The organism is Tychonema sp. LEGE 06208, assembly GCF_015207505.1.
GTDB lineage: Bacteria > Cyanobacteriota > Cyanobacteriia > Cyanobacteriales > Microcoleaceae > Microcoleus.
In genome coordinates this window covers 1-24,062 of record NZ_JADEWT010000037.1, presented here as the reverse complement: position 1 = coordinate 24,062, position 24,062 = coordinate 1, and the positions used below count along the sequence as shown (strand labels likewise).

The 24,062-nt window shown below is 46.8% G+C and carries 26 protein-coding genes; 9 read left to right on the top strand and 17 right to left on the bottom strand.

Annotated features, from left to right (window positions below; all coding sequences use genetic code 11):
- Nucleotides 1–154: 154 nt before the first annotated feature.
- Nucleotides 155–490 carry a 30S ribosomal protein S6 gene (rpsF, locus tag IQ263_RS12205; RefSeq protein ID WP_194067667.1) on the bottom strand — a complete coding sequence of 112 codons (336 nt, stop codon included), beginning with the start codon at nt 488–490 and terminating at the stop codon, nt 155–157.
- A gap of 66 nt (nt 491–556) precedes the next feature.
- Here rpsF and IQ263_RS12200 point away from each other — a divergent pair, with 66 nt between their 5' ends.
- The 3 genes from IQ263_RS12200 (at nt 557) to IQ263_RS12190 (ending at nt 2,268) form a co-directional block, all read left to right on the top strand.
- A complete protein-coding gene (locus IQ263_RS12200) occupies nt 557–1,423 on the top strand; it encodes a carbohydrate ABC transporter permease (RefSeq protein WP_194067666.1) in 867 nt (288 codons plus the stop codon).
- A 290-nt stretch (nt 1,424–1,713) separates the two neighbouring features.
- A complete protein-coding gene (locus tag IQ263_RS12195) occupies nt 1,714–1,875 on the top strand; it encodes a hypothetical protein (protein ID WP_194067665.1) in 162 nt (53 codons plus the stop codon).
- Nucleotides 1,876–2,004: 129 nt separating this feature from the next.
- Complete coding sequence (locus IQ263_RS12190; protein WP_194067664.1) at nt 2,005–2,268, top strand: hypothetical protein; 264 nt, start codon at nt 2,005–2,007, stop codon at nt 2,266–2,268.
- Between the two features lie 54 nt (nt 2,269–2,322).
- Here the strand turns inward: IQ263_RS12190 and IQ263_RS12185 are convergent, their stop codons facing one another.
- Nucleotides 2,323–4,875, bottom strand: coding sequence for an HD family phosphohydrolase (locus tag IQ263_RS12185; protein ID WP_194067663.1), 2,553 nt, complete (start codon nt 4,873–4,875; stop codon nt 2,323–2,325).
- A 62-nt stretch (nt 4,876–4,937) separates the two neighbouring features.
- On the opposite strand from IQ263_RS12185, the gene IQ263_RS12180 reads away from it, so the two are divergent.
- Nucleotides 4,938–5,117 (top strand): hypothetical protein, encoded by a 180-nt coding sequence (locus IQ263_RS12180; RefSeq protein WP_194067662.1) that lies wholly within the window; start codon nt 4,938–4,940, stop codon nt 5,115–5,117.
- A 197-nt stretch (nt 5,118–5,314) separates the two neighbouring features.
- On the opposite strand, the gene IQ263_RS12175 is transcribed toward IQ263_RS12180, so the two are convergent.
- From IQ263_RS12175 to IQ263_RS12155, 5 genes are all read right to left on the bottom strand, one after another.
- Nucleotides 5,315–6,460, bottom strand: coding sequence for an ADP-ribosylglycohydrolase family protein (locus tag IQ263_RS12175; RefSeq protein ID WP_194067661.1), 1,146 nt, complete (start codon nt 6,458–6,460; stop codon nt 5,315–5,317).
- Nucleotides 6,461–7,067: 607 nt separating this feature from the next.
- Nucleotides 7,068–7,508: a type II 3-dehydroquinate dehydratase gene (aroQ, locus tag IQ263_RS12170; protein WP_228049995.1), complete on the bottom strand. Its 441-nt coding sequence runs from the start codon at nt 7,506–7,508 to the stop codon at nt 7,068–7,070.
- 81 nt (nt 7,509–7,589) lie between these two features.
- On the bottom strand, nt 7,590–7,727 hold the full coding sequence (locus tag IQ263_RS12165) for a hypothetical protein (protein WP_194009100.1): 138 nt from the start codon (nt 7,725–7,727) through the stop codon (nt 7,590–7,592).
- A 301-nt stretch (nt 7,728–8,028) separates the two neighbouring features.
- Nucleotides 8,029–9,285, bottom strand: a complete 1,257-nt coding sequence (locus IQ263_RS12160; RefSeq protein ID WP_194067660.1) for a competence/damage-inducible protein A — start codon at nt 9,283–9,285, stop codon at nt 8,029–8,031.
- Nucleotides 9,286–9,437: 152 nt separating this feature from the next.
- Entirely contained in the window at nt 9,438–10,493 is a 1,056-nt protein-coding gene (locus tag IQ263_RS12155; protein ID WP_194067659.1) for a glycosyltransferase family 4 protein, read from the bottom strand.
- 453 nt (nt 10,494–10,946) lie between these two features.
- On the opposite strand from IQ263_RS12155, the gene IQ263_RS12150 reads away from it, so the two are divergent.
- Nucleotides 10,947–11,231 (top strand): hypothetical protein, encoded by a 285-nt coding sequence (locus tag IQ263_RS12150; protein ID WP_194067658.1) that lies wholly within the window; start codon nt 10,947–10,949, stop codon nt 11,229–11,231.
- Here IQ263_RS12150 and glyA read toward each other — a convergent pair.
- On the bottom strand, nt 11,228–12,511 hold the full coding sequence (glyA, locus tag IQ263_RS12145) for a serine hydroxymethyltransferase (RefSeq protein WP_333194513.1): 1,284 nt from the start codon (nt 12,509–12,511) through the stop codon (nt 11,228–11,230). The two genes, IQ263_RS12150 and glyA, sit on opposite strands and share 4 nt — an antisense overlap.
- Before the next feature lie 167 nt (nt 12,512–12,678).
- Between glyA and IQ263_RS12140 the strand changes: the two genes are divergently transcribed.
- Nucleotides 12,679–12,876 carry a hypothetical protein gene (locus tag IQ263_RS12140; RefSeq protein WP_106149203.1) on the top strand — a complete coding sequence of 66 codons (198 nt, stop codon included), beginning with the start codon at nt 12,679–12,681 and terminating at the stop codon, nt 12,874–12,876.
- Nucleotides 12,877–13,106: 230 nt separating this feature from the next.
- Nucleotides 13,107–13,580, top strand: a complete 474-nt coding sequence (locus IQ263_RS12135; protein WP_194067657.1) for a Tic20 family protein — start codon at nt 13,107–13,109, stop codon at nt 13,578–13,580.
- 225 nt (nt 13,581–13,805) lie between these two features.
- Here the strand turns inward: IQ263_RS12135 and IQ263_RS12130 are convergent, their stop codons facing one another.
- The 3 genes from IQ263_RS12130 to IQ263_RS12120 form a co-directional block, all read right to left on the bottom strand.
- Nucleotides 13,806–14,582, bottom strand: coding sequence for a fumarylacetoacetate hydrolase family protein (locus IQ263_RS12130; RefSeq protein ID WP_194067656.1), 777 nt, complete (start codon nt 14,580–14,582; stop codon nt 13,806–13,808).
- 223 nt (nt 14,583–14,805) lie between these two features.
- The gene (locus tag IQ263_RS12125; protein WP_194067655.1) at nt 14,806–15,402 is read right to left on the bottom strand and encodes a 5-formyltetrahydrofolate cyclo-ligase; all 597 of its coding nucleotides are present in this window, start codon (nt 15,400–15,402) and stop codon (nt 14,806–14,808) included.
- A gap of 313 nt (nt 15,403–15,715) precedes the next feature.
- The gene (locus IQ263_RS12120; protein ID WP_194067654.1) at nt 15,716–17,065 is read right to left on the bottom strand and encodes a TetR family transcriptional regulator; all 1,350 of its coding nucleotides are present in this window, start codon (nt 17,063–17,065) and stop codon (nt 15,716–15,718) included.
- Between the two features lie 187 nt (nt 17,066–17,252).
- On the opposite strand from IQ263_RS12120, the gene IQ263_RS12115 reads away from it, so the two are divergent.
- The gene (locus IQ263_RS12115; RefSeq protein ID WP_194067653.1) at nt 17,253–18,113 is read left to right on the top strand and encodes an acyl-CoA desaturase; all 861 of its coding nucleotides are present in this window, start codon (nt 17,253–17,255) and stop codon (nt 18,111–18,113) included.
- 254 nt (nt 18,114–18,367) lie between these two features.
- Here the strand turns inward: IQ263_RS12115 and IQ263_RS12110 are convergent, their stop codons facing one another.
- From IQ263_RS12110 to IQ263_RS12085, 6 genes are all read right to left on the bottom strand, one after another.
- Nucleotides 18,368–19,192: a peptidoglycan-binding protein gene (locus IQ263_RS12110; protein ID WP_339384846.1), complete on the bottom strand. Its 825-nt coding sequence runs from the start codon at nt 19,190–19,192 to the stop codon at nt 18,368–18,370.
- Between the two features lie 73 nt (nt 19,193–19,265).
- A complete protein-coding gene (locus IQ263_RS12105) occupies nt 19,266–19,808 on the bottom strand; it encodes a hypothetical protein (RefSeq protein ID WP_194067651.1) in 543 nt (180 codons plus the stop codon).
- Nucleotides 19,805–20,299 (bottom strand): DUF4365 domain-containing protein, encoded by a 495-nt coding sequence (locus IQ263_RS12100; protein ID WP_194067650.1) that lies wholly within the window; start codon nt 20,297–20,299, stop codon nt 19,805–19,807. The genes IQ263_RS12105 and IQ263_RS12100 overlap by 4 nt, the downstream gene beginning before the upstream one ends.
- Before the next feature lie 214 nt (nt 20,300–20,513).
- Complete coding sequence (locus tag IQ263_RS12095) at nt 20,514–21,458, bottom strand: GDP-L-fucose synthase family protein (RefSeq protein WP_194067649.1); 945 nt, start codon at nt 21,456–21,458, stop codon at nt 20,514–20,516.
- A 233-nt stretch (nt 21,459–21,691) separates the two neighbouring features.
- Entirely contained in the window at nt 21,692–22,723 is a 1,032-nt protein-coding gene (gene gmd, locus IQ263_RS12090; RefSeq protein ID WP_194067648.1) for a GDP-mannose 4,6-dehydratase, read from the bottom strand.
- A 227-nt stretch (nt 22,724–22,950) separates the two neighbouring features.
- A complete protein-coding gene (locus tag IQ263_RS12085) occupies nt 22,951–23,682 on the bottom strand; it encodes an undecaprenyl-phosphate galactose phosphotransferase family protein (RefSeq protein WP_194009115.1) in 732 nt (243 codons plus the stop codon).
- A 69-nt stretch (nt 23,683–23,751) separates the two neighbouring features.
- Between IQ263_RS12085 and IQ263_RS12080 the strand changes: the two genes are divergently transcribed.
- Nucleotides 23,752–24,012, top strand: coding sequence for a hypothetical protein (locus IQ263_RS12080; protein WP_194067647.1), 261 nt, complete (start codon nt 23,752–23,754; stop codon nt 24,010–24,012).
- The last annotated feature ends 50 nt before the right edge of the window (nt 24,013–24,062 follow it).

Sequence of the window (24,062 nt, the reverse complement as noted above, 5' to 3'; positions counted from 1 at the left end):
TTAATACTACCCCAGATCGGGACACGGCAGTGCCGAGTCCCTACAATTAATCTGGCGCGCAAGAAACGGCACTGCCGTGTCCTCTATATCATTCCGGCGCAGCCGGAATTGATATAACCAGGTTCTTTCTTGGTAACGAGTCAAAAAACTCGTTTTATGCTGCGGCTTCCGCTTCCGCTTCCGCTTCCGGTGCATCTGGGACATCTTGCTTGATCGTCAAATAGCGAATCACTTCTTCGCTCAGACGCATCGCGCGTTCCATAGGAAAAATTGCAGCGCCCGGAGCTGTATAGTTCATTTGAACGTATACTCCGTCCCGGTGCTTGCCGATTTCGTAAGCCAAACGGCGCTTGCCGCGGTGCTGAGTTTCGATATTTTCAGCACCTTGATCGCGCAAAATAGTTTGATATTTCGCGATCGCCGCGTCAGTCATTTCCTCACCCAAATCAGGGCGCAGAATGTACATTGTTTCGTAAATAAACGGTTTCATGGCAATAATCCCCTTATGGACAACAAGGCTTCTCACGAAGCAAGGACTTATTATCATATCCCAACAATGAACAATCTCAAAACTAAAAAATCAAATTCCCCAAACAGAACTCCCTCGCGGTGGAGCACACTGTGGACGTACAGTATCATGGGGGCGATCGCACTTTTAATGCTCTTCCCCCTGCTGTGGCTGCTGAGTACCTCCCTCAAATCCCCAACCGAAAACATCTTTCAATATCCCCCGCAACTGTGGCCACAACAGCCAACCCTCGAAAACTTCATCAAAGTCTGGCAAACCAACCCCTTCGGCCGCTACCTGTTCAACAGCACCCTAATTGCCGGCCTCACAGTCAGCATCAACGTCCTGTTTTGCGCCCTCGCCGCATACCCCTTAGCCAGACTCAACTTTCGCGGCCGCGAAGCCATCTTAATTACGATCGTATCCACCATCATGATACCCTTCCAAATAGTCATGATTCCGCTGTACATATTGACAGTACAACTCGGATTAAAAAACAGCTATTTAGGCGTAATATTTCCCGGACTAGCCTCAGCCTTCGGCATATTTTTATTGCGGCAAGCATTCCTAGCAGTTCCCAAAGAATTAGAAGAAGCCGCCCGCATCGACGGCTGCACTGAATTAGGCATTTGGTGGCACGTCATGATTCCGGCAATTAAGCCAGCTTTAGTCACTTTAGGAATTTTTGTATTTATCGGTTCGTGGAGCGATTTTCTGTGGCCGCTGCTAGTTTTAGACAGACCCGAATATTACACGTTACCTTTAGGAGTTGCTAATTTAGCCGGGACATTTTCCTTAGATTGGCGTTTGGTAGCGGCGGGTTCAATTATTTCCATTGTTCCAGTTTTAGGACTGTTTTTGGTCTTGCAAAAATACATTGTACCGACAGAAGCCGCCGCCGGAGTCAAAGGATAGATTGAGGGCATCGGGCATCGGGCATTGGGCGGAGCGAAGCGGAGGGATGGGGCATGGGCATTGGCCCGCGCAGGTCATTGGGCGGAGCGAAGCGGAGGGATTGGGCGAGCGCGAAGCGGAGGGATGGGGTATTGGCCCGCGCAGGGCGGAGCGAAGCGGAGGGATGAGGCATTGGGCATCGTCAGTCTAAAATTCTTCCTTCTTCCTGATGACTAATGACTAGCCTTCGGCTTCGCTCTTCGACTAAAATAACTAATAACTAATGACTAATAACTAATGACTAATGACTAATGACTAATGACTTCTTCCTTCTGCAACACAACGGACAAAATTTATTTTCTATGTACGAACTGCCCGAAATCCGCTGGATTGTTGACCGCGCTGCGATCGCAGATACGATCGTAGCATTTGCCAATGCGTTCGATACCAAAGACTGGCAAAAAGTGCGTTAGCGAAGCCCTCGAAGAGGATCGCATTTAGCCGACGAAATAGATATCGACTACTCGGAATTCAGGGGTGAACCTCCCAGACGAGTAACTGCAGAAGAATACATAAAACAGCGGGTAGAAGGTCTTGCGGGTTTGCGAACGCTACAGGTCAGCACAAATCACGAGGTAACTCTTAACAATAATACTGCCGAATGCAAGTCTGTCTATCAAATTTATCGACTTGACCAGACTCGCGAATCGGGACAGAATCGGTTGGATACAGCAGGAAACTATTTTCACTCCTTGATTCAAAAAACAGACAGACATTGGCTAATCACAGGAATCAAACAAACTGTGGTGATTGTCAGCGGCAATCCACAAGTTCACGGTGCCCTGCGCGGTACATCGCCATCATAAAATCTAATTTTCCACAGAAATTAGATCTGCTTTTTGGCGACTCTAAATTTCCCCTTACCTCGGAGTGAAAACCGCACTAGGATAAGCAATTCGCTTGTGATTGAACTGTTCCCAAACCCGCACAAAAATCTCCCCAATTAAAGACATATCTTCCCGCGTCAAACCAGAATCCAACAACTGATTGTCCTGCCAACGAGCGCGCAAAATCTTATTAACCATATTCAAAGCTTCCTCGTGAGTGGCATCCTTGAGCGATCGCAAAGCAGCCTCGCAAGAATCCGCCAGCATCAAAATCCCAGTTTCCCGCGACTGAGGAATCGGGCCTACATAGCGAAAATCCTTCTCCGTCACTTCCCGAATTGCGATGGCTAACTTAGAATTATCCGCATCTGCCAAAGCAATCTTTAAATCTTCTGGTTTTTGGGCAGCATTTTGCTTCGCTTGGTGATAGAAATAAGCAATCAACATCGTACCTTGGTGTTCGGGAATAAACGCCTGAATCGCCTTCGGCAATCGGTGCTTGCGCGCCATCAGCAACCCTTCGCTAACGTGCTTTTTAATAATTTCAGCGCTTTTCCAAGGGTCATTAATTTCATCGTGTTTGTTTCCCCCGCCCATTTGATTTTCGCAAAATCCGAGCGGATCGTGCATTTTTCCAATATCGTGGTATAATGTTCCAGTCCTGACCAGCTCAACATTGCAGCCGAGTTCCCGAGCCGCAGCCTCCGCCAAACTAGCCACAAACAGCGTGTGCTGAAAAGTCCCCGGAGCCTCGGCAGCCAACTTCTTTAACAGCGGGCGGTTGGGATTGGCAAGTTCCGCCAGCCGGATCGGGGTGATCAAGTCGAAAACGTGTTCTAAATAAGGGCTGATGCCGATCGCCACAACGCTCCAAGCCAAACCGGCCAAACTTTGGGCGCCCACCGTACCGAGAACGAGGTACCAAATCGCACCTGCAGCCGCACTGGCAATCAAAGTCCCCACCAGATAAACCGAGCCCTGAGTCAAGCCCACAGCCACGCCCAAGAGAGCCAACTCCTCGCGCGATCGCAGCCGCCCGGCCATAAAAGCGCCCAGCAATCCCCCCGCCGCGCTAGCCACCAAATGAATCAACTCCACATTTAAGCCAACGGGCAGCAGCGCCGACAGCAGCCCCACCACAGTCACTCCCACGGCCGAACCGTAGAAGCCACCGGCTAAAATGCCGATCGCGGGCAAACTCGTCCAAGGCAGCCCCAAACTCACCAGCACGGGCGCGCTCAAAGTCAGCAACAGCAACAGCAAATGATCTCTCCGCCGCAAGCGGTAGTGCCTTTCTACCAGCAGCACGATCGCAATTGCCCCCGACACTAAACACACAAACCCCGCCAGCCCCAGCCAATTCACCCCCCGCCGGCTCAAACCAAAATAGTCCAGCAACACGAAATCTTGCTGCGATATTTCTTTTCCTTCTGTAACAATAATATCGCCCTGCTTGACGGCGATCGTCACCGGTTTCACCTTTTGCGCCGCCAATTCAGCTAGCTGTTTGGTTGCTTCGGGATCTTTTACCAGATTTGGCTGCAAAATCGCACTTAAACCTTCAACTGCCAAAGCTTGCGACTCTAAAGGCACTTCATCTGCTATTTGCAGCTTCACAGCTTCTTTCAACATCTCTTTTGGCAACCCCGGCGGGATACCTTGAGCCAGCATTATTTTTGCCACTCGACTCATACCCGTTTGGGTTTTCTGCCAAGCTGCATCCGACAAATCGAACAACGAAGTATCGTAAATCTGTCGGAGTCCAGAAACCGAAGGTTTTTCCAGCGCATCCACAGCACTGACATAGTGGCTGCGAGCTGAGGAAATACTGTCTGTCAGGCTTTTGAACTCTGCTGCTGAGACCGATCGACTGTAAGCTTGCAGTTGAGTCAGAGCCTCCTGCTTAGACTGGCTATCTGTCGGCGCATCACTGGCGGGGGAATCCAAATTCAACTTCTCGGAAGTTGCGCCGCTAGAGTCTCCAGCCGCCGCCAAAATCGATCGCCACTCCCACTCAGGACAGCGCCTCAAATAAAGCTGAGTCGAATTTGAGAGCGCCGAGGTAGCGGCAAACGGAAACGAGCCTACCTCCCGCCGCAGTTCGCTTCCCTGTTGCCAAAATAGCTGCATTTCTTGCTCGATTTGTTGCTCCACGGCTGGATCGAGCATTAATATCGCTACAGCCCCGATCCGCGCCGATGAACGCTCTTCTTCAGTAGTTTTGCGATCGGGGATACTAGCACTAGCAGGAGCCTGAATCGTCTGAGGAGCTTTCGTCCCCACATCAAGTTTCGGCTGGTTGTAGAAGCGGTGGCCCAAAGTGCTGCTGAGGGAAACTACCGCTACGATCACCAACATCGGGGAACGAGCTTGATTTTTGATAGTTGATTTTGAGGTTTTACTTCTAAATTTAATAAAAGTTTCGGGCAGATCCAGTTTGTCGAGCGAAAAACGGCTTAACAGATGTTTGCCAGGGCGATCGGGCTCTGCTTTGCTGCCATTTTGCACTTTAGCAATCTGTTGGCGCAGTGAGCGCGCAGCCCCTAGCTGCTCAATCTGCCGCATCAATGAGGAGATCGTATTCATTATATGTCGAAGATATGTTCACTGTTATCCAGCAGCCTGGTCAGAAATTCTGACTGTGCATCTTGATTGAGTGTATCCGAATTACCGTACCTGAATATTTAACCGCGCCAGCTACTTTGCCTGAATGTCGCCAGCAGTTCGGTTTGCTAAGAAGCAGCCAACCAGCCAGCAGTGTCCTCAAGCTTCCGCTGCTTCTTTCGGGCCCTTATCTATCTCGAACCGTTCGCGGGCGCGAGGGCTAAAAACCCGATTTATCCGTAGATTCCTGCTTTTACAACCCAACATTTTCCTAGAAACCGGGTTTTGGGAGTCAAGATAGTCACATTTTATTTTTAAATTTTTAATTGCCGCTTTCCTTCCGCTTTCGCTTTTGACTGGTTAATTGCTCATTTCTCATTACTAATTTCTAGTTTACCCTCCCTTTTTCAAGCTCAAAACTTTATATTTTGCGAGGTCTAATCACATAAGGTGCAGCCACAGCGCGGGCTAGCGCTTCCGAATTCATGCCTGCTGAAGGGTTGTAAACTCCCGCCCACACCGCAAACAAATTATTTGCTAACTCCACAATTTTGGCATCGCTGCCGATTCCCCAGAGCGAGGGTTCTCCGCCTTCGGCGAACCGCCGCGATTCCACCGCAGCCGAAGATAATTGTCGCCATTCTACAGGAATCGCAGCAGCGCCGTTGTAAGCTCCAGACAAAGCTCCCGTCAAAGCGCAGGTGAGTTGTCCGGCTATCCCGCAGCGGGCTGCCCGCATCACTGACAAGCGCAAGTCTTCTGCAGTGTTCAAGAAGCAGTAGAAAGCTAGGGCGATGGGCAGCAAATTTCCCTGGTTGACAGTTGAGTTAGTTTGCGCTCTTTTGTCGCCATCGCCTTGTTTTTCTGGCAAAGCTGTGACGCTTTTGCACAGGTGGGTGGTTGCTGTTTCTAAATCGGCTTTCTGTTCTAGTAGTATTTGCACTTGTAGCAGTAGCTCTGTTAAGGCATTATCTGTGTTCAGGTAGGCAATTGTTTGATCGATCGCTGTCGAGGGATCGAGTCTTTGTTTGAGCGATCGGGCGATCGCATATCCGATAGCTAAAACGGCTGTTTGCAATTCTGACTTATTTTCGTTGGGAAAAACATCTGTCGCCAGCATGATTTTTTCTCGCAGCTTAGCTTTATTTTCGTGAAAAAACATCGCGCACGGGATCGCAGCAACAGCAGCTTCGCAAGGGTTAAGCACGCTTTGAAACTCGGTGCTTTCTGGAGGATAGATTTCCGATTTGACAAATCCTTCCCAAGTGTCGCCCCAATCTTTTAAATCTAAACCCATACACCGAATTAAACTTTGAGTCCACGCTACTGCAAGTCTCCCGCATTCGGATGAGTGCGTGCCAGTGAGGATTTTAGTGTTGGGAGAATTCAACAATGTTTGCCCGCTCAGGGTCAATTGCTGGTGTTTCGTCAGTTGTAAAATAGGCTGCCAGCCTTCTGTTTTGGGGGAAATACCCACCAGTTGCCTCTGATATTGCAGGCCTGTAGAGTCTCCTAAAACTGCCCCCAGTATGGTTCCTTGAAACTTGCTCAACAGGGAATGGCGCATTTGAATTTAACTCAAGTTGTTAGTAATTGGGAATTGGGGAATTGGGAATTGGGGAATTGGGAATTAGGAATCGAGAATGGTTATTTTTTTTCCTTATTAGCCCTCTATTTGTACTGCAATTAATTTCAAAAATCTTGTTTTTTTAACTCTTGTGGGGAGGGCTTTTTGCAGCGCCCAAAATTTTAAAATCAAATGCAGCAGTACAGTTTATCCCTTAGCAATTATATCGTTTCCGGTAGCATCATCAGGTGATTTAACCGGCGCTAGAACACAGAGTACACAGAGTCCGAGAATATATATCTGAATCATTCCGATGCTACCGGATTTGATATTACCCACAATTCTGGACGCACCATCATAAACCGTTTTTTTTACGAATCGATTATCATCACAAAAATGGTTTGTAGTGCGTCAGTCAGCGTCTGCATTCTAAGAGCCGACTCGCATTCCGCACTACGAACCGGGGTGCGGTGCGGAACAGGATGTTACCCATTAGCCATTAGCCATGACCCAATTCTTGTGGCTAATTTCAATTTTACATAAACATACAAGGGCTGGCCTTCCATCTAAAACCTGCCCTCATCCGATCGCGAAAATCGGTGAATTTTTAATTTTTAACCAAGTAACTAACCAGAGCCTGCAGCCCCAGCCGATAACTGTCTGAGCCAAAACCGCTGATTTGTCCGATCGCCACTGGTGCGATATACGAGTGGTGTCGAAAAGCTTCCCGCCGATAAATATTACTCAGATGAACTTCCACCACAGGAATATTCACAGCAGCGATCGCGTCTCTAATTGCCACACTCGTATGAGTATAAGCTCCAGGATTCATTAACAAGCCTTGGTGCTGCCCTAACATCGAGTGAATTGCATCCACCAAGACTCCTTCATGATTCGACTGCTGAATTGAGACTTTCACCTGGAGGGCTTGCGCTTCTCGTTCTAGCAACTCGTTGATATCATTTAAAGTCGCAGAACCATAAACTCCAGGTTCTCGTTGACCCAATAAATTCAAATTGGGGCCGTGAAGTACCAGGATCTTTAACAATTTTTTAAATTCCAGCGCCACAAAACTTTGAGTTTTGACTTGAATTCGATCGCCAACATCAAATCTCAAACCCCGTCTCAACTATCGACGATGCCTAGGTTGGTTAACTGGAATAGGAATCGGTTCCAATTCCGGTTGAGCTTCGGGACTCAGCAGTCCTTCTATCAACTTGCGAACCCATTTTTCAATTTGTTCCAGCACCTTTTCAATGTTTTCCATTGAACGGATAGCTCCTTTTTTTATAGTCTAGACTGCTAAACCGACGGCTAAATCTCTGAAACATAAGCAAGCACGGCTTTGAAACCAAAGGTCAAACTTGCTTTCTCGCTTGCTGGTTGTTTTTGAGCAAAGGAGAGAGTTCAGTATCTTTGCCAATCAGTCCTATCTTATTATCATAACGAATCTTTACAGATAAGCAAGAGGCAAAAGGAAGATTGCCAAATTATGTCGGAGTAGAGAGTGTTAAATAAAGCTTAAGCTTACAGTTGACTGTTGACAATTGACCAATCGTAGGATTTTTCTATGTTTTTACCAATAATAATTGACGCCGGAGCCGATCGAGCGCCGTACAGCTACTGAGATGCCGAATCCAATCGCGGCCTCGGCCATCGCCAAAGCGGTATTCAAAACTTTCTGTCACGCCGTCGGGGCCGGATAAACCGATATAAACCAGTCCCACAGGTTTAGCGTCTGTACCGCCTCCGGGCCCGGCGATGCCTGTAATGCTCAATCCCCAACTCGTATTGAGCCTCGCGCGCACTCCCGCCGCCATTTGTTTCGCTACTTGCTGGCTGACTGCGCCGAATTCGGCTAAATCTTGGGGATTAACACCTAATAATGATTCCTTAACCCGATTGTCATAAGAAATAATCCCGCCCCAAAAATAGCTCGAACTGCCGGGAACAGCAGTCAGCATCGCCCCTAACCCTCCTCCCGTGCAGGATTCAGCCACACTCAGAGTTTCCCCGGCCAACAGCAGCAATTTGCCTACTGTCGAAGGGAGGGTATCGGTATCGGCACCGTAACAGTCTAGGCCTGTAATCTGCTGCAATTGTTGTTCGATCGGCTCAATTAACTTTTTCGCAGCCACTTCCGAGTCAGCGCGGGCAGAAATCCGCAATTTGACTTGACCGTGATTGGCGTAGGGAGCGACAGTAGGATTAGTTAAATTCAGAAAAGATTCTACTTTTTCCGCCAGCGCCGACTCAGCAATTCCCCAAAATTTCAACGTGCGGCTGAAAATAGTTGCGCTGCACCAACCGCCATTTTTCAGGTAAGGAACGGCGGTTTCTCGCCACATCAAGTGCATTTCCGCCGGTACGCCGGGAAATGTCATCACTGTCACCTTGGGAATCGGCTGCCAAAGAATGCCCGGTGCCGAACCGCTGCGGTTCGGCAGAATGTCCGCCGTTTCTGGAATTAAAGCTTGTTTGCGGTTGCTCTTACTCATAGTGCGTCCGCGCAGGGCAAATTTTTGTTCGATATCGGCGATAATTTCCGGTTTTTCGATTAAGGGAACGCCAAAGAAATCGGCGATTGTTTCGACGGTGAGGTCGTCTGGTGTCGGGCCGAGGCCTCCTGTAAATAGTAAAAGTTGCGATCGGTTAACGGCGATTTCTAACACTTGTTTGATGCGTTCTGGATTGTCCCCCACAACTGTTTGATAGTAGTGAGGGATTCCTAGATTCGCTAATTCTTTGGCTAAAAACTGAGCGTTGCCATTAAGAATATCTCCTAAAAGCAATTCAGTGCCAACACAAATAATTTCAGCAACCATTCGATTTTAGATTTTAGATTTTTTACTGGTTATTGGTTAGTGGTTATTGGTTAGTGGTTATTGATTATTGGTTATTGGTTATTGATTATTGGTTATTGATCACTAACAACTAACAACTAACAACTAACAACTAACAACTAACTGTTAACAGACTATCGAGCGTGTCTCCAAACTTTCCAGCTAGCGTATCCCAGCAAACTTGTTGCACCCAGTGCGTAAATTACGCCGCTGGGTATCGAAAAAGCGAGGGCTAAACTTCCCACCCACAATGTTAGGGCGTAAATAAATAAAACCGCAAATCGATGGGATACTCCGGCTTCGAGAAGTCGGTGGTGGAGGTGGCGCTTGTCAGCAATAAACGGTGATTTGCCGTTGCGGAGCCGATCGAGAATAACCGCAGACATATCTAAAATCGGTACAGCTAAAATTAAATATGGCAGCAACACAGAGGTAATAGCCGTAGTTTTAACTAACCCAATTACTCCCACTCCCGCGAGAGTGAAACCGATAAAATAAGCTCCGCCATCTCCCATAAAGATTTGAGCCGGATTGAAGTTGTAGCGCAGAAATCCCAAAGTGCCGCCTGCTAACGCCGCTGCAATTAGGGCTGCTGCGGGTTGGTGCATTGACAGACTGACTATCAGCATGACAACTGCTGCAATACCTGAAACTCCGGCTGCTAAACCGTCCAAACCGTCAATCCAGTTGATGGCGTTGGCCATACCGACGAGCCAAATTACGGTAATTGGCAAGCTCAGCCAGCCAAGATCTGTCAGTCCCAAGGATGGAACTGTGAGAAACTCAATTTGTACGCCCGCGTACCAAGCGATGCTGGATACGCCAATTTGCATGAGCAAGCGTTTGATGGCTGAGAGCGAAAATAAATCGTCTGCTAAACCGATGAGGAAGAATCCGAGGCCGCCGAGGGTGACTCCCCAGATTTCGTATTCGTCTTTGCGATCGAGAATTTGTCCGCTAGCATCGATGAAGCCTCCTGAGAGCCAGACAAATAACAGAGCAATCAGAGTGCCCATAAAGATGGACACTCCTCCCAAGCGCACCATCGGGCGCTTGTGGACTTTTCGCTCGCCTGGCCGATCGACTCGCCCGCTTTTGAGACCAATTTTTTTGACTATTGGTGTACTGTAGAGGACGACGATCGCAGAAACCAGAAAAGCGACTACGTGGTACAGATACTGATACGGCATCTGAAATCAATTTTAAATAATAGTGCGGGGCAATTAGGCTGTCAGGCAGAGTCTACTACATTTCAGATGGCTTATCAGAAAATTGGGTTGAAAACCCCGTCCTTTGAGGACGGCTTTTTCTCCGAAAGTGTGTAGTAAGAAATCCTCATGTATTTGGGTAAACATATCCATGTGCAAGCCTGTGGTATACTACACGGATCAGACAAGATTTAAAAACCCACCTCCGGACTGGGGGAAAGTCTACGCCCAAAACATTCACAGAGGAGACATGACTACGCACGTAAAGTGCAAATGTAGTCAGCGAAAGGAACCCTAGCAATAGGGATATTAAGACCGTAATGTCTTAAGAATCCTCGTACCTTAAGGCCGAGGAGTGTCAACACAAGGAAACATCTTTAGACCTCTCCATAAAAGCCTGTAAAGGGCAGGCAGGATGCCTACCCGACAAGAATTATGGGAGAGGTCTTTTGTAGGGCGACTGGGGGTTGGGAGCCGGAGAGTTGTGAGTTGCGATCGACGAATTGTGAGTTATTTCCCTCATCATTCGGGAATTCAGGGTGGGTTTATAAAGATATTTGGCTACCGACAAATATCTCTGGTGAAACCCGCCCCTACGGCAAATATATGCACGTTAAAACAGGGGGCGCGAATGGCAACTCTCAATCTTTCCCGGCTCTGTTACCCTTTTACCCGTACACTTCCAACTACCAATTCCCCGTCACCGATCAGGAAAATTAAGCTAATGCCGGCACTTTTAAGAACAAGTGCGGATATAACGGGAAGCGATCGCAAAGTGCAGCTACTCGCCGCAGGCAATCGGCTGTGACGCTTTCATCTTCAGGATTCAGCAGTCGATCGGCAATAATATTACCAATTTCGGTAAATTCAGTAGTTCCCATGCCCCTGGTTGTCATCGCCGGCGAACCGAGTCTCAAACCGCTGGTGACAAAAGGCGATGCCGGATCGAAAGGCACGGTATTTTTATTAGCAGTAATATTCACACCGCTAACTAATTGGTCGGCTCGCTTGCCTGTCATGTTTACCGATCGCAAATCTACTAGCATTAAGTGATTGTCTGTGCCGCCGGAAACGAGTTTTAAACCCCGCTGCTGCAACTGTGCAGCTAAAGCCCGCGCATTTTCTATTACTTGACCGGAATAAGTTTTAAATTCGGGTTTTAATGCTTCGCCAAAAGCTACTGCTTTGCCCGCAATTACGTGCTCTAAGGGGCCGCCTTGAGTGCCGGGAAACACTGCTTTGTCGAACTTTTTGCCTAGTTCGGGGTCATTGGTCAAAATCAAGCCGCCGCGCGGGCCGCGCAGGGTTTTGTGAGTAGTGGTGGTGACTGCGTGACAGTGGGCGAGGGGGCTTGGGTGGTGGCCTGTGGCGACTAACCCAGCGATGTGGGCGATGTCGGCGAGCAGGTAGGCTCCGATTTCGTCGGCGATCGCTCTAAACTTTTCAAAGTCGATAATTCGCGAATATGCTGAATAGCCGCAAATCAGCAATTTCGGTCGGTTTTGTTTCGCCAGTGCCAAAATTTCGTCGTAGTCAAGCTGTTCTGTTTCTGGGCTGACTCCGTAGTGAAAAGCTTTGAACCATTTGCCGGATACGTTGACGGGGGAACCGTGGGTCAGGTGTCCGCCGTGGGACAAATCCATGCCCATAATTCCGTCCCCAGGCTCTAGCAAGCTCAAAAACACTGCAAAGTTGGCTTGAGCGCCGGAGTGGGGCTGGACGTTAGCGTGGGCTGCTCCAAATAGCTGTTTGGCGCGATCGATCGCAATTTGCTCGATGCCGTCAATAAATTCGCAGCCGCCGTAGTAGCGCTTGGCTGGCAGTCCTTCAGCGTATTTATTGGTCAGCACGGAGCCTTGAGCTGCCATTACTGCGGCGGAGGTGAAGTTTTCGCTGGCGATCAGTTCTAGGTGGTCTCGCTGGCGCTGGAGTTCTTGCCCGATTAAATCGGCAATCTGCGGGTCGGTTTTGGAAAGCAAGTCTAAGTTAGTGTCGGTCACAATAATCAACCTCTTGACAATTTAGGATTGCGAATTGGGGATCTTTTACCCTACTACGGATTTCACATGATTTATCCAAATATTACATTGTGTTCAGCTTAAGCCGTTTGTCCCAAGTTCCTGACATACAATGAAATTACTGGTATGAAACCTGCCGGAGGTATCAAATGTTAGTTATTCTAATGGAAAATCAGATGCTTGCCCCTCAGTGTGTTTGCCAAGGTTGTGTGCTCGCCGATCGCACGGGCCAACCGCGCTGGAGCGGTGGAGAGCTTCGCTGCGGGCATCCAGTTGCTAAACCTACGGAAAATTTGCCCGATCGATACGAGTGTCTAATGGGCTTCGTCATTGCCAATATTAAATAATCATCGGCCCGCGCAGGGCCTAAAAGCATCGGCCCGCGCAGGGCCTAAAAGCATCGGCCCGCGCAGGGCATCGGGGATGGTGACTATTGAACCCGACTCGATCTAAATACCCCTGAATCTACTCGGCTGTGAGTGTGGGAAAATTCCGGGCGAGTCGGAACTGAGCCTGCTGCGTTATCCTGAGTTTAACGGGAATTGATAGTTTATCGATCGACTCAGGAGAGTTCATTATGACTTGGCGCGGATCTACGACTGTTCCAGACCGAATTTTTGCTTGTTTGCCTTATTTGCTGCCACTGATTGACGGGCTGGGGTTTGGCAGGTATCTGTTTGCACAGTTTCCTGTCCTCCAACTGTTTTTGATCCCGCTAACTCCGTTGCTTCAGATTTATAGGTTGCCCTTCGCTAGCTTGATTATTTTCTTTGCGCTGTATTTAGCAGTGGTGAGAAACGAAAACATCAGTCACTTCATTCGTTTTAATGCGATGCAGGCGATTCTTTTAGACATTGTTTTGATGCTCTGCGGTTTGATTTTGCCGATTTTTTCTAGAGGCTTGCAAGTCGCATTTATTGCGGAAACTCTGTTTAATATGGTGTTTTTGGGTGCTTTGGCTGCATTTGTTTATGCAGTCGTACAGTCGGCGTTGGGACGCTATGCAGAGATTCCTCCGCTTTCGGATGCTGTTTATATGCAGGTTCGTTAGTCAGTTGGCAGTTGGCAGTTGGCAGTTGGCAGTTGGCAAAAGTGCCGGTTCTCTTAGTTGTGAGTTGACAGGAAAGCAGTAGTTATTAGTTATTAGTTAACGGTTATTAGTTATTAGTTAACGGTTAACAGTCAACAGCTAACAGTCAACAATGACTACTGACTACTGACTACTGACTACTGACTACTGACTACTGACTACTGACTACTGACTGTTGACTAATGACTAATGACTACTGACTACTGTATTTTCAAGACTCCCAATACCTTCAATTTCGATGCGGACTCGATCGCCTATTTGTAGCGGCCCTACCCCTTGTGGCGTTCCTGTCAGTATCACATCGCCGGGAATCAAAGTCATTATTTGACTGATGTAGGAGACTAGAAAGTCTGGGGAAAATACCATGCGATCGATCGGGGATGACTGTATCGGCCGATCGCTATCATTGACAAAAGTCTGCAACTGTGCAGCCGGACTCAATTCGCGGACAATCCAAGGCCCCAAGGGACAAAATGTATCGAACCCTTTCGCCCTCGCCCACTGGTTGTCACGCTTTTGCAAATCTCGGGCTGTGACGTCGTTAGCAATTGTATAGCCCCAAATCTTGCCGTGTGCTTGTTCGGGAGTGCAGTTGCTACAATGTTCGCCAATTACCAAGGCCAATTCTCCTTCGTAGTCTACCCTTTCCGATTGCTGCGGATAGCGAATCGCTCCACCTGCGGGGATGATAGCGCTGGGCGGCTTAAAAAATAGCAGGGGCTCTTCGGGTACTGGAGTACCCATTTCGGCGGCGTGATCGACATAATTTTTGCCGACGGCTACAATTTTTGAGGGAGAGCAAGGGGCGAGAATTTGGTAAGTATCTGGTTGGAGTTCCAAATCTGTTGGTTGTCCTTTTAACCAGGGAGGTGCATCAAATACTTGAACGCTGTGGCTCAGTTGCAGCAAACCGTAATGGATGTGTCCTTGTGTTGTTTTAACTCGAACGTAGCGCTGGGCCATAGTATTTTAGATTTTAGATTTTGGATTTTAGATTAAACTATACTGAGAACTAAAGATGGCTCTAGGGATAATATCATGTCTTGTAAAATAACTGTTATAAGTTTGTATAAGTTTGTAGTGGGGACTGAAGTCCTCAGATTTTTATGAAGATTGAAGTCCGATGCTGCAAACCAATTTTGCTGCGATCGTTTGAGCCGACATCCTGCTAATTATTAAAAATTTATTACTCGATCGACCTTTGGGATTTTTGCTGTATCATTTTTAACCCGCTTTCAGTACAAATTCCGTGCAGCGCTTTGTCCCAGGAGTCAACGGGTAGCTGGGCTAGCAAGGCAAATTCAAAGATTGTGGCGATCGCCATTTTCGCTCGCCACTCTGGTAAAGTTAGCATTCGATCGTAATAGCCGCCGCCGTAACCCAAGCGATAGCCGCGAACATCGCAACCAACGGCGGGTACGAGGATTAAATCTACTTCTGAACAATCTATTTTAGGAGCATCAGGCAGTGGTTCGAGTATGCCATAAGCTCCACTATGTAAAGCATCTCCGGGCTGCCAGATGTGCCAGGATAGCTCTTTCCCGACACAGCGGGGAAATCCCCATTTGCGGGGAGTTGCAAACAAGGGACTTAAATCTGGTTCTTGGCGAAAACTGAAGTAGGCGAGGATTGTTTTTGCTTGGGCGAATAGGGGCGAGTTTTGCAGGTGATTGCAGAGGATTTCGCTCTTTTCTCTCCACTCTTGTGCTGATAGGGATTTGCGGGTGTTGAGGAGCGATTTTCTTAATTCAGTTTTAGTTAATGAAGGTTCAGGAGCGTTCATATTTCAGATTAAATCAGTTTAAAAGAATGCGAAAAAACCTAGGAAGACGGCTAAAAAGGGTAGAGAAACAGCTAAAAAAGATAGGACACGACAGTGCGGTGTCCTACAAATATCATGGGTAATTAACCGAATTTCAGAATATATCTTGTCTCGCCACAGCGTAGGGAAGCGGCACTGCCGCTTCCTACAGATATCACGGTAAATTAACCGAATCTGATAGCATATATTGTCTCAACACAGTACATTATAGGCCTGTTAAATTTCAAACTGATTCCCATTTCTTTGACCTTGGCATTTGAATACTATGATTTGTCTAGGATTTGCGATCGAGACGAATCGCTTGTTCCAAAGCAGTTTTTTCCCTGGATCTCCGCAGGTAAGGCTGCAACTTAGCAACATCCCACCCAGTCAATATCTGCATATCTTCCAAATTCATACCCCGCATTAACATCTCCACGCACCAGGTTTGTTGAGTTTGTTCGATCGCGATCGCCTCTGCTTCAACACCCACCAATCCCGCAGTCAATTCTTCCCACAGTTCTACTAAATCATTTTCCGACAGGGGTTTTCCAGTTCGATTTAAAAACAAAGCTGACTCGCTATCTTTCCGGCTTTTCAACCACTGAGTCAGCGGATTGTTAGTATAAGAACCGTAGCGCTTGCCCAAAATCCATTGATTTACGGGAACTTGCCGCCCCAAACCTTGGGTGACTTGCAGCAGTTGTTGGCGAGAATCGCTGATGTGGTGCGATCGCTCCAACCCAACAATCTCATCTTTACTCAATCCCGATCCAAACAAAACATATACTAAAGCATATTGTTGGATTCCCAGCTTTTTTGCTCGCTGCAAAATGGCAGCGACTAAATTTGCTGGCAAATCTAACACATTTTCCCCAGCAGTTTTTTTGATCGCCAACTCCGATTTAACTGCAAATTGATTCTGGGCGATGGGGCTGTCCCGAATTTGGGCGCCAAATCCGCCAGACGCAGGCAAAATCCCAGCTTCCACCTTCCGATTCTCACTCAAAAAACTAGCATTCTCCTTTTCTTCCTCCTCATCAAAAGACGATACAGCCCCGTGCAAAAACAGCGTGACTAAATTTTCCAAAAAATCCTCCCGATCATGCCAAAGTTCGTGAAATTCGCTAGTAAACTCAATCACCGCATATCCCACCAACATTCCGTTGAGTAAACTCGCAAGCTGTTCGGCGCTCAAATGTGTGTGCAACTTCTCGCGATCGATCGCAGCAGCAAAATATTCTGCTGCATAACGGTTGGCTTCGGTAAAGCCTCTACCCAACGCCGCGCGGTTTTCTGCGGGGTACTTTCCGGCTTCGCCCACCACCGATCGCACGACTTCTGGAACCCGTTCCAGCGCCTGTAAACACGCAATAGCGTAGTCTTTGAGCGTTTCATGAATGCTGCTAGTCTGATTTGTCCGATCGACTAAACTTTCACCCAACTTAGTAAATACGGCAGCCTCTTCAATGACTGCCAAAAGCAAGCCGTGCTTGCTACCAAAATTCCGAAATAGCGTTACCTCATTAACTTCAGCTAATTCTGCAATTTGCTTAGTCGTGGTTTCGGTAACTCCCCGAGAGACAAATAACTCTAGCGCTGCAACGATTAAACGCTGCCGAGTTGGATTCCGTTGAGCGGCCATACAATAAATTGCAAGTTAGACTTGCATAAAAAGGAAACGCCTGTTAAGCTGAATATGTAAGTAAAACTTGCATTTTCTATTCCGCCTGTAACGGTATGCTTTCGCGAGCATCAGTTTTAACCAGTGTATAGGGGAAGGTCGATCGTTGTTTCGTTAGCAGATCGCCGTTATCTAAAATAAAAATTTCATGACTTATAATTCCGTCGAAACGGCCCTTGAGGGCAAACAGCCGATCGCATTTAACTGGACGACTGCGGCATTTTTTGGGATAATACACGGCTTAGCATTATTAGCCCCCTGGTTTTTTTCTTGGTCTGCTTTAGGTGTAGCGATATTGCTGCACTGGCTATTTGGCAGCATTGGGATTTGCTTGGGATATCACCGAATGTTAACTCATCGTAGCTTCCAAGTGCCTTCTTGGTTAGAATATGCGATCGCCACAATAGGTGCTTTAGCCTTACAAGGCGGCCCGATTTTTTGGGTTTCTGGACACCGCCAGCATCATCTCTACACAGAAGATAACAATAAAGATCCTTACTCCGCGCGGCGCGGTTTTTGGTGGAGTCACATGATGTGGATATTTTACCCGCACCAAGAGTTTTTTAATTACGAAACTTACAAAAAATACGCTCCAGATTTAGCTAAAGATCCATTTTACCGCTGGTTAGATCGCAACTTTCTGATACTGCAAATTCCTGTAGGAATCTTGCTGTACCTAATTGGCGGTTGGTCATTTGTGATTTACGGCGTATTTCTCAGGGCAGTTTTGCTGTGGCACAGCACTTGGTTAATCAACTCTGCGAGTCACATGACAGGCTACCGCACTTTCAAATCTCACGACAATTCTCGCAATCTTTGGTGGGCAGCAATTCTCACCTACGGAGAAGGCTGGCACAACAACCATCACGCTTATCCAAATGTAGCAAAAGCTGGATATAAATGGTGGGAAATTGACATGACTTGGTGGGCGATTAAAATTTTACAAGTGCTAGGTTTAGCCAAGAAAGTTGTACTACCACCGCATACTGCTGCAAGTTCAAAGCTTTAATTATTAGACTTACAAAGTTCGTAGTGAGGACTTTAATCCTTCTGGGAGCATCTCATTTTTGCCAAACTGAGATGCTCCCGTCCTTCTTTTTCGCTCGGAAGAAAATCCGAACACTCAAACAGATTGGTTCGTAAAAAGGATTTCAGTCCTTCTTTTTCGATCGCACGAAAAACCTCACTACGAACCAATTTTATTAAAAATAGATATTTGCCCATCCTACAATGGTTATGAAATTAGTCATTATTCATTTGTGATTAAGCACTTTCCTCAATTAAAGCCGCTTCCGCATCCCGCCGCCTATTCATTCCCCTGGCAATTGAAGTACCCACCCAAATCCGTTTCATTTCCCGGATTTGTTCAGCAATGCCCTTCACATCTTTTTTCTGCACTAAATCCCGGATGGCACGCATTTCCCGGCGGCGGTTTCCCTCCATACTCGTGCCGCGATTGAACACCAAACTTACCAATCCGCCTTGAACATCTGCAGGCAATTCTTCAAAACCGGGAAATGCTTCTTTAGTAAAATTGTAAAATTTTGGGATAGTTACAATATTAAAAACTTCCCACGCTAATTCCCAAGAAATAAGAATGTCTCGCACGCTAGCTAAACGGCTTTTTGCAGTTTCTCCTTTCAAGCCGCAGCAGTTACTCAAACGTTTTTGATCTGCATCTCCTAATTTATGCCAATCTTGGTTAAAAACTTCTACACTGTTGTAACCTAGATCGTAGCCGATGCCGATCGTAATTCCCGATGCTGCTTCCGGCCAAGTTGGACGCTGCAACAGCTTTTCGTAATATTCCCGCCCGCCGCCAACCTCGAATTCTAAAATTAGCCCGATCGCCCTGTCTGATAAAAGTGACAACCGCAAAGGTTCTCCGGGGAACAACGCAGCTAGCGTTTTGGGGCCCGCAATTCCGTCAGCTAAAAACCCTTGATTGCTTTGAAACTGTTTAAGGGATGCTTCAGTTTTCGGCCCAAATTGACCATCGGCACTTCCTGGATTCAAACCTAACTCCAGCAAGCGTTTTTGCAGTTTCACAACATCGGAACCCGATGCACCTAATTTTATAGTTTGCACAACCTGTTTTCCTGTAATGCGATCGGCACAATAATTTTTGCTTGATATTGTACCACAACCAGGATTTCCCAAACTATTTGATTAATTCTGCCTCAGTCAGCAGAGCAAAATCTCGCGGATTTTGTAGCACGAAACAGTCATTTTCTTTAATTAAATCACCAAAACAGGTAACTGGCGATCGCGCTTCATAAGCCTTGAGGGCCAACTGATAATCAGATCCGCTCAATTCCAGATTAATTTTTCTCAGCTTCCCCACGACAAATCCCATTAATGTAATTTTGGCCGGAGATTCTGCCCCGTGCACTTTATTAATCCATCCCGAGATTGCAACATTAGGTAAAACCGTGATTAAATCGCTGAGAATATCTAGCTGAGAACGATTTTCCACCACTTCTATTGCTTTTAAGTTCCGACACATCACCTCGGCAAAATCATCAAAATCTTGGTGAGGGGAAACCAATACTTCCCCCTCCTGACTCACTGAATTTTTCTTACTCCAAATGAATCCGTCATAAAATTGACGAGCTTTATGCCAGCCATTTATCTGTAAGTATTTCTCTAACACATTTGGCTCAATTGTTTTCAGAATGTGACTATCTCTTACAGTTACTTTCATGGCAAACTTCCCTCGCTAATGCGCTGTATCATTGACTTAAGAGCTTCTATTGTAAACTGATTGGTGCGGGGTAAAGAAACAGTCACATTTGCTATATTTTGTGTTTCTGGCTGTCCCCGCAATGACATCCAGTAGGCACAACTTCTCATGCACAGTTCAGATTCTGACTGCTGCAACCAGTCTTCTAGATTTTCTGGTACTAAAACTACAACTAAGATTCTAGGTACTAGGGTATTCCTTCTCAAATCGTTGTAGTTTTTGAGTTTGAGCGGATATCGGATGTAGTCGCCATCCATCACGTCCCTTGAAGTACATTTTAATTGTAACTTCAACTCTGGAAAATAAACGCTTCCCTCACCGCTGCCAGCCGTGATTTGTAGGTCGATGCTGTCGAAGTCTAATTCTAACAGATCGATCGAGAAACCTGCCACGGCTGCAACCGCACGCACATAAGCTTTGCTAAAAAGTTCTTTCTGCTGGTTCAGTTCCATTGCCAAATAAACATCTGCGAAAATAATATATTTTACAATAAAAGTGTTCTACAAGTAATTATTGTAGGAGAACTCTCCCCAAAAGGCGATCGATTGGTATAAATTCTTATTCTTAGTCTGCGGAGGCAAACATCGTTTGTATAGTAGCGGTTTCAACCCCTGAATATCATTTAAAAAAGCCCCGGTTTCTTCAAAAAACCGGGGTTTTATACACTCAAACTGCGTGTTTGCGATACCAATCAATGGTATTTTTCAACCCTTCCTTAAAGCCCATTTCAGCCACAAAACCAAACCTTTCCTTAGCCCTTTCGGTATCCAAACAGCGGCGCGGCTGACCGTTCGGTTTGTCTGTTTCCCAAACAATTTCTCCCTCAAATCCCATCAATTCGCAAATCGTTTCTACTAATTCGCGAATTTTAACTTCGCTATTTGTTCCCAAATTAACCGGGTCAGATTCATTGTAAGATTGAGCCGCCATCACAATCCCGCGCGCGGCATCTGTGGAATACAAAAACTCGCGGCTGGGGCTGCCGTCGCCCCAAACTGGCAATGTTTTGTCTCCCCTTTCTTGGGCTTCGTAGACTTTGCGAATTAATGCGGGGATGACGTGGGAACTTTTCGGGTCAAAGTTATCTTCCGGGCCGTACAAATTGACTGGTAGCAAGTAGATACCGTTGAATCCGTACTGCTGGCGGTAGGATTGCAGTTGCACTAATAAGGCTTTTTTTGCTATTCCGTAAGGTGCGTTGGTTACTTCGGGATATCCGTTCCAGAGGTCGTCTTCTTTGAAGGGAACTGGGGTTAAGTTGGGATAGGCGCAAATGGTACCGACGCAGACGAATTTTTCGACTCCTGTTTCGTAGGCTGCGTGGATTAGTTGCGCGCCCATCATTAAATTGTCATAAAATAGTTCTGCCGGTTTGAGTTGGTTTAAACCGATGCCACCAACGTGGGCTGCTAGGTGTATGATGATGTCTTGTTGGTCGGCGGCGCGCTTGCAGTTTTCCATGACGCGGAGGTCGCAGTCGCGCGATCGCGTTACCGAAATTTTATCAGCATCCGCCCCTGTTTTGACTAACTGGTCGATTACCTGACGGCCTAGGAAACCCGCGCCACCGGTGACTAGAATGCGCTTGTTGCTTAAATCCAAGCTTGTCATAATTTGATCCTGGGGATTTTGAATAAAGGTCGATCGACAATTTTCTGTCTAAAAATGCTACCGCTACACAACTTGGAGCGATCGCGCTTGTTTTTCCTGCTCAGTAAAAATATAACCAAACTCGCCCTAGTGGATCTACATTAACTCAACTAGGACGAGCGATCGCCCAACTACCAATTTTGTTGAACGAAAATAGCTGTCAAGCAGTCGCGGTGACTGCTGAGTTTCGCGCCTCAATCAAATCCGTTACCAGAACCTCGTTCCTGCTTTTCTAAAGCTGTGATGTCAGCATCTACCATCAAATGCACTAACTCTTCAAAAGTTACAGAAGGTTCCCAATTTAACTGCTGGCGCGCCTTAGTTGAATCGCCAATCAACAGTTCGACTTCTGCCGGACGCAAGTAGCGTTCGTCAAACTCGACATATTTTTGCCACTCTAAATTGACGTAATTAAAGGCTAAATCGAGAAATTCTTTAATCGAATGGGTCTCGTTGGTAGCAATGACATAATCGTCCGGTTTGTCTTGTTGCAGCATCAGCCACATCGCCCGCACGTAGTCTTTAGCATAGCCCCAGTCCCGCTTGGAATCGAGATTGCCCAAGTAAATCTTTTTCTGCTTGCCGGCGACAATTCTGGCAACGGCGCGAGTAATTTTGCGAGTTACAAAAGTTTCGCCGCGACGGGGAGATTCGTGGTTGAACAAGATGCCGTTGCAGGCAAAAAGTCCGTAAGATTCGCGATAATTTACTGTTTGCCAGTGAGCGTAAACTTTAGCGCAGGCGTAGGGACTTCTGGGATAAAAAGGAGTTGTTTCCTTCTGCGGAACTTCCTGCACCAAACCAAACATTTCCGAAGAACCTGCTTGATAAAACCGCACTTCTATGCCCGTGCGGCGCTGGTAGTCCCGAATTGCTTCTAGCAGGCGCAATACTCCCATTCCTACTGTGTCAACCGTATATTCCGGCGAGTCAAAACTGACTCTGACGTGGGATTGAGCGCCTAAGTTATAAATTTCTACCGGCTGAACTTCTTCTAATATCCGGCGCAGAGTAGTGCCGTCGGTTAAGTCGCCGTAGTGCAGAAATAACTGTGCGTCCGCGCTGTGAGGATCGACATAAATGTGATCTATGCGATCGGTATTGAAACTAGAACTCCGCCGGATAATGCCGTGAACTTCATATCCTTGATCTAAAAGTAATTCGGTCAAGTAGGAGCCGTCTTGACCTGTAATACCTGTTATTAGCGCTCGCTTGCGTTGCGTCATCTGATTTTCCTTTTACAGGCTGTGTTAATTAATTTGGGACGTTCCGGCCAGAGGATGTTGTTCCCTGGCGATCGCATTTTCAAGCTCTAGATTAACTCACAATTGTGCGATCGTCATCAACAAAATGTGAATGTTTTGACAAAGAGTTTGCCACTTGCTGTCAGTAGTCAGCATCAGCGGCCAGTAACAAACAAAACTAACTACCGATTGCTGACTGCAGACAATAATTAATATGCGCCGTTATTTTTGGGAAAAATTACAACTCCAATTGTTTTGAAAAGAATCCACATATCCATCCAAAGGTTTTTGTCCTTGGCGTAATAGAGGTCGATTTGGACTCGCTGGGGATAGGGAATGTCGTTGCGACCGGACACTTGCCACAAGCCTGTAATTCCAGGTCTGATGGTAAGAATTTTGTTGATGTGACGGCCGTATTTCGGCAGTTCTTCTTCAACTAGAGGTCTCGGCCCGACGACGCTCATATCTCCTTTTAAAACATTCCAAAACTGGGGAAATTCGTCCAAACTGGTCATTCGTAAAAATCTTCCAATCCAGGTAATTCGAGGGTCTTGTTTGAGTTTGAAATTGTCCTCAAACTCTTGACGCAAATGCGGAGATTTTTCCATGATTTCCAGCAATATATCGTCCGCATTTTCCACCATCGTTCTGAATTTAAGGCAATAAAACATTTTACGGTTTTTGCCTACTCGTTCCTGTACGTAAAAAATAGGCCCGGACGAGCTTAAGGCGATCGAAAGAGCCAAAAGCAGATAAACCGGAGCAAACAGGAGCAGAACCGATGAGGAAAACAGGATATCAAATAGCCGCTTGAAAAATTCTCCGTCGAGACTCTGTAGAGAACGAGTTATGCGTCTGTCTCCGTCGAGGACAGGCCCAAAACCGCGTCTCGCGATCGCTCGAATTACCTTACCGGAGATTAGTTGGCTGTCGGCAGTCATCTTACTCCTTCACTTCACACCACACACAGTCTCGATCATAAAGCCTCAAGACGCTTTGTTCTCTGAATTATGTTTCCAATACTCAATTTTCTGCATTCAGAAGAAGGAAGAAGTCCGAGGGAAGTCGGAAGAAGGAAGAAGGAAGAATGGACAAGGTACTTATGTAGAGCGGTTTTGAGGGCTTCGGAAGTAATTACGGAATATTTTCCCACTCTCCCTCTCTCCCCCTCTCAACTCCCAGACTTGGTAAAATCGCGGGAAGAAGTCCGAGGGAAGTCGGAAGAAGGAAGAAGGAAGAATGGACAAGGTACTTATACAGAAAGGCTTTGAACGTTTCTGAAGCCATTCAGAAGAACGAAGATTTTGCCCCTCTCCCCCTC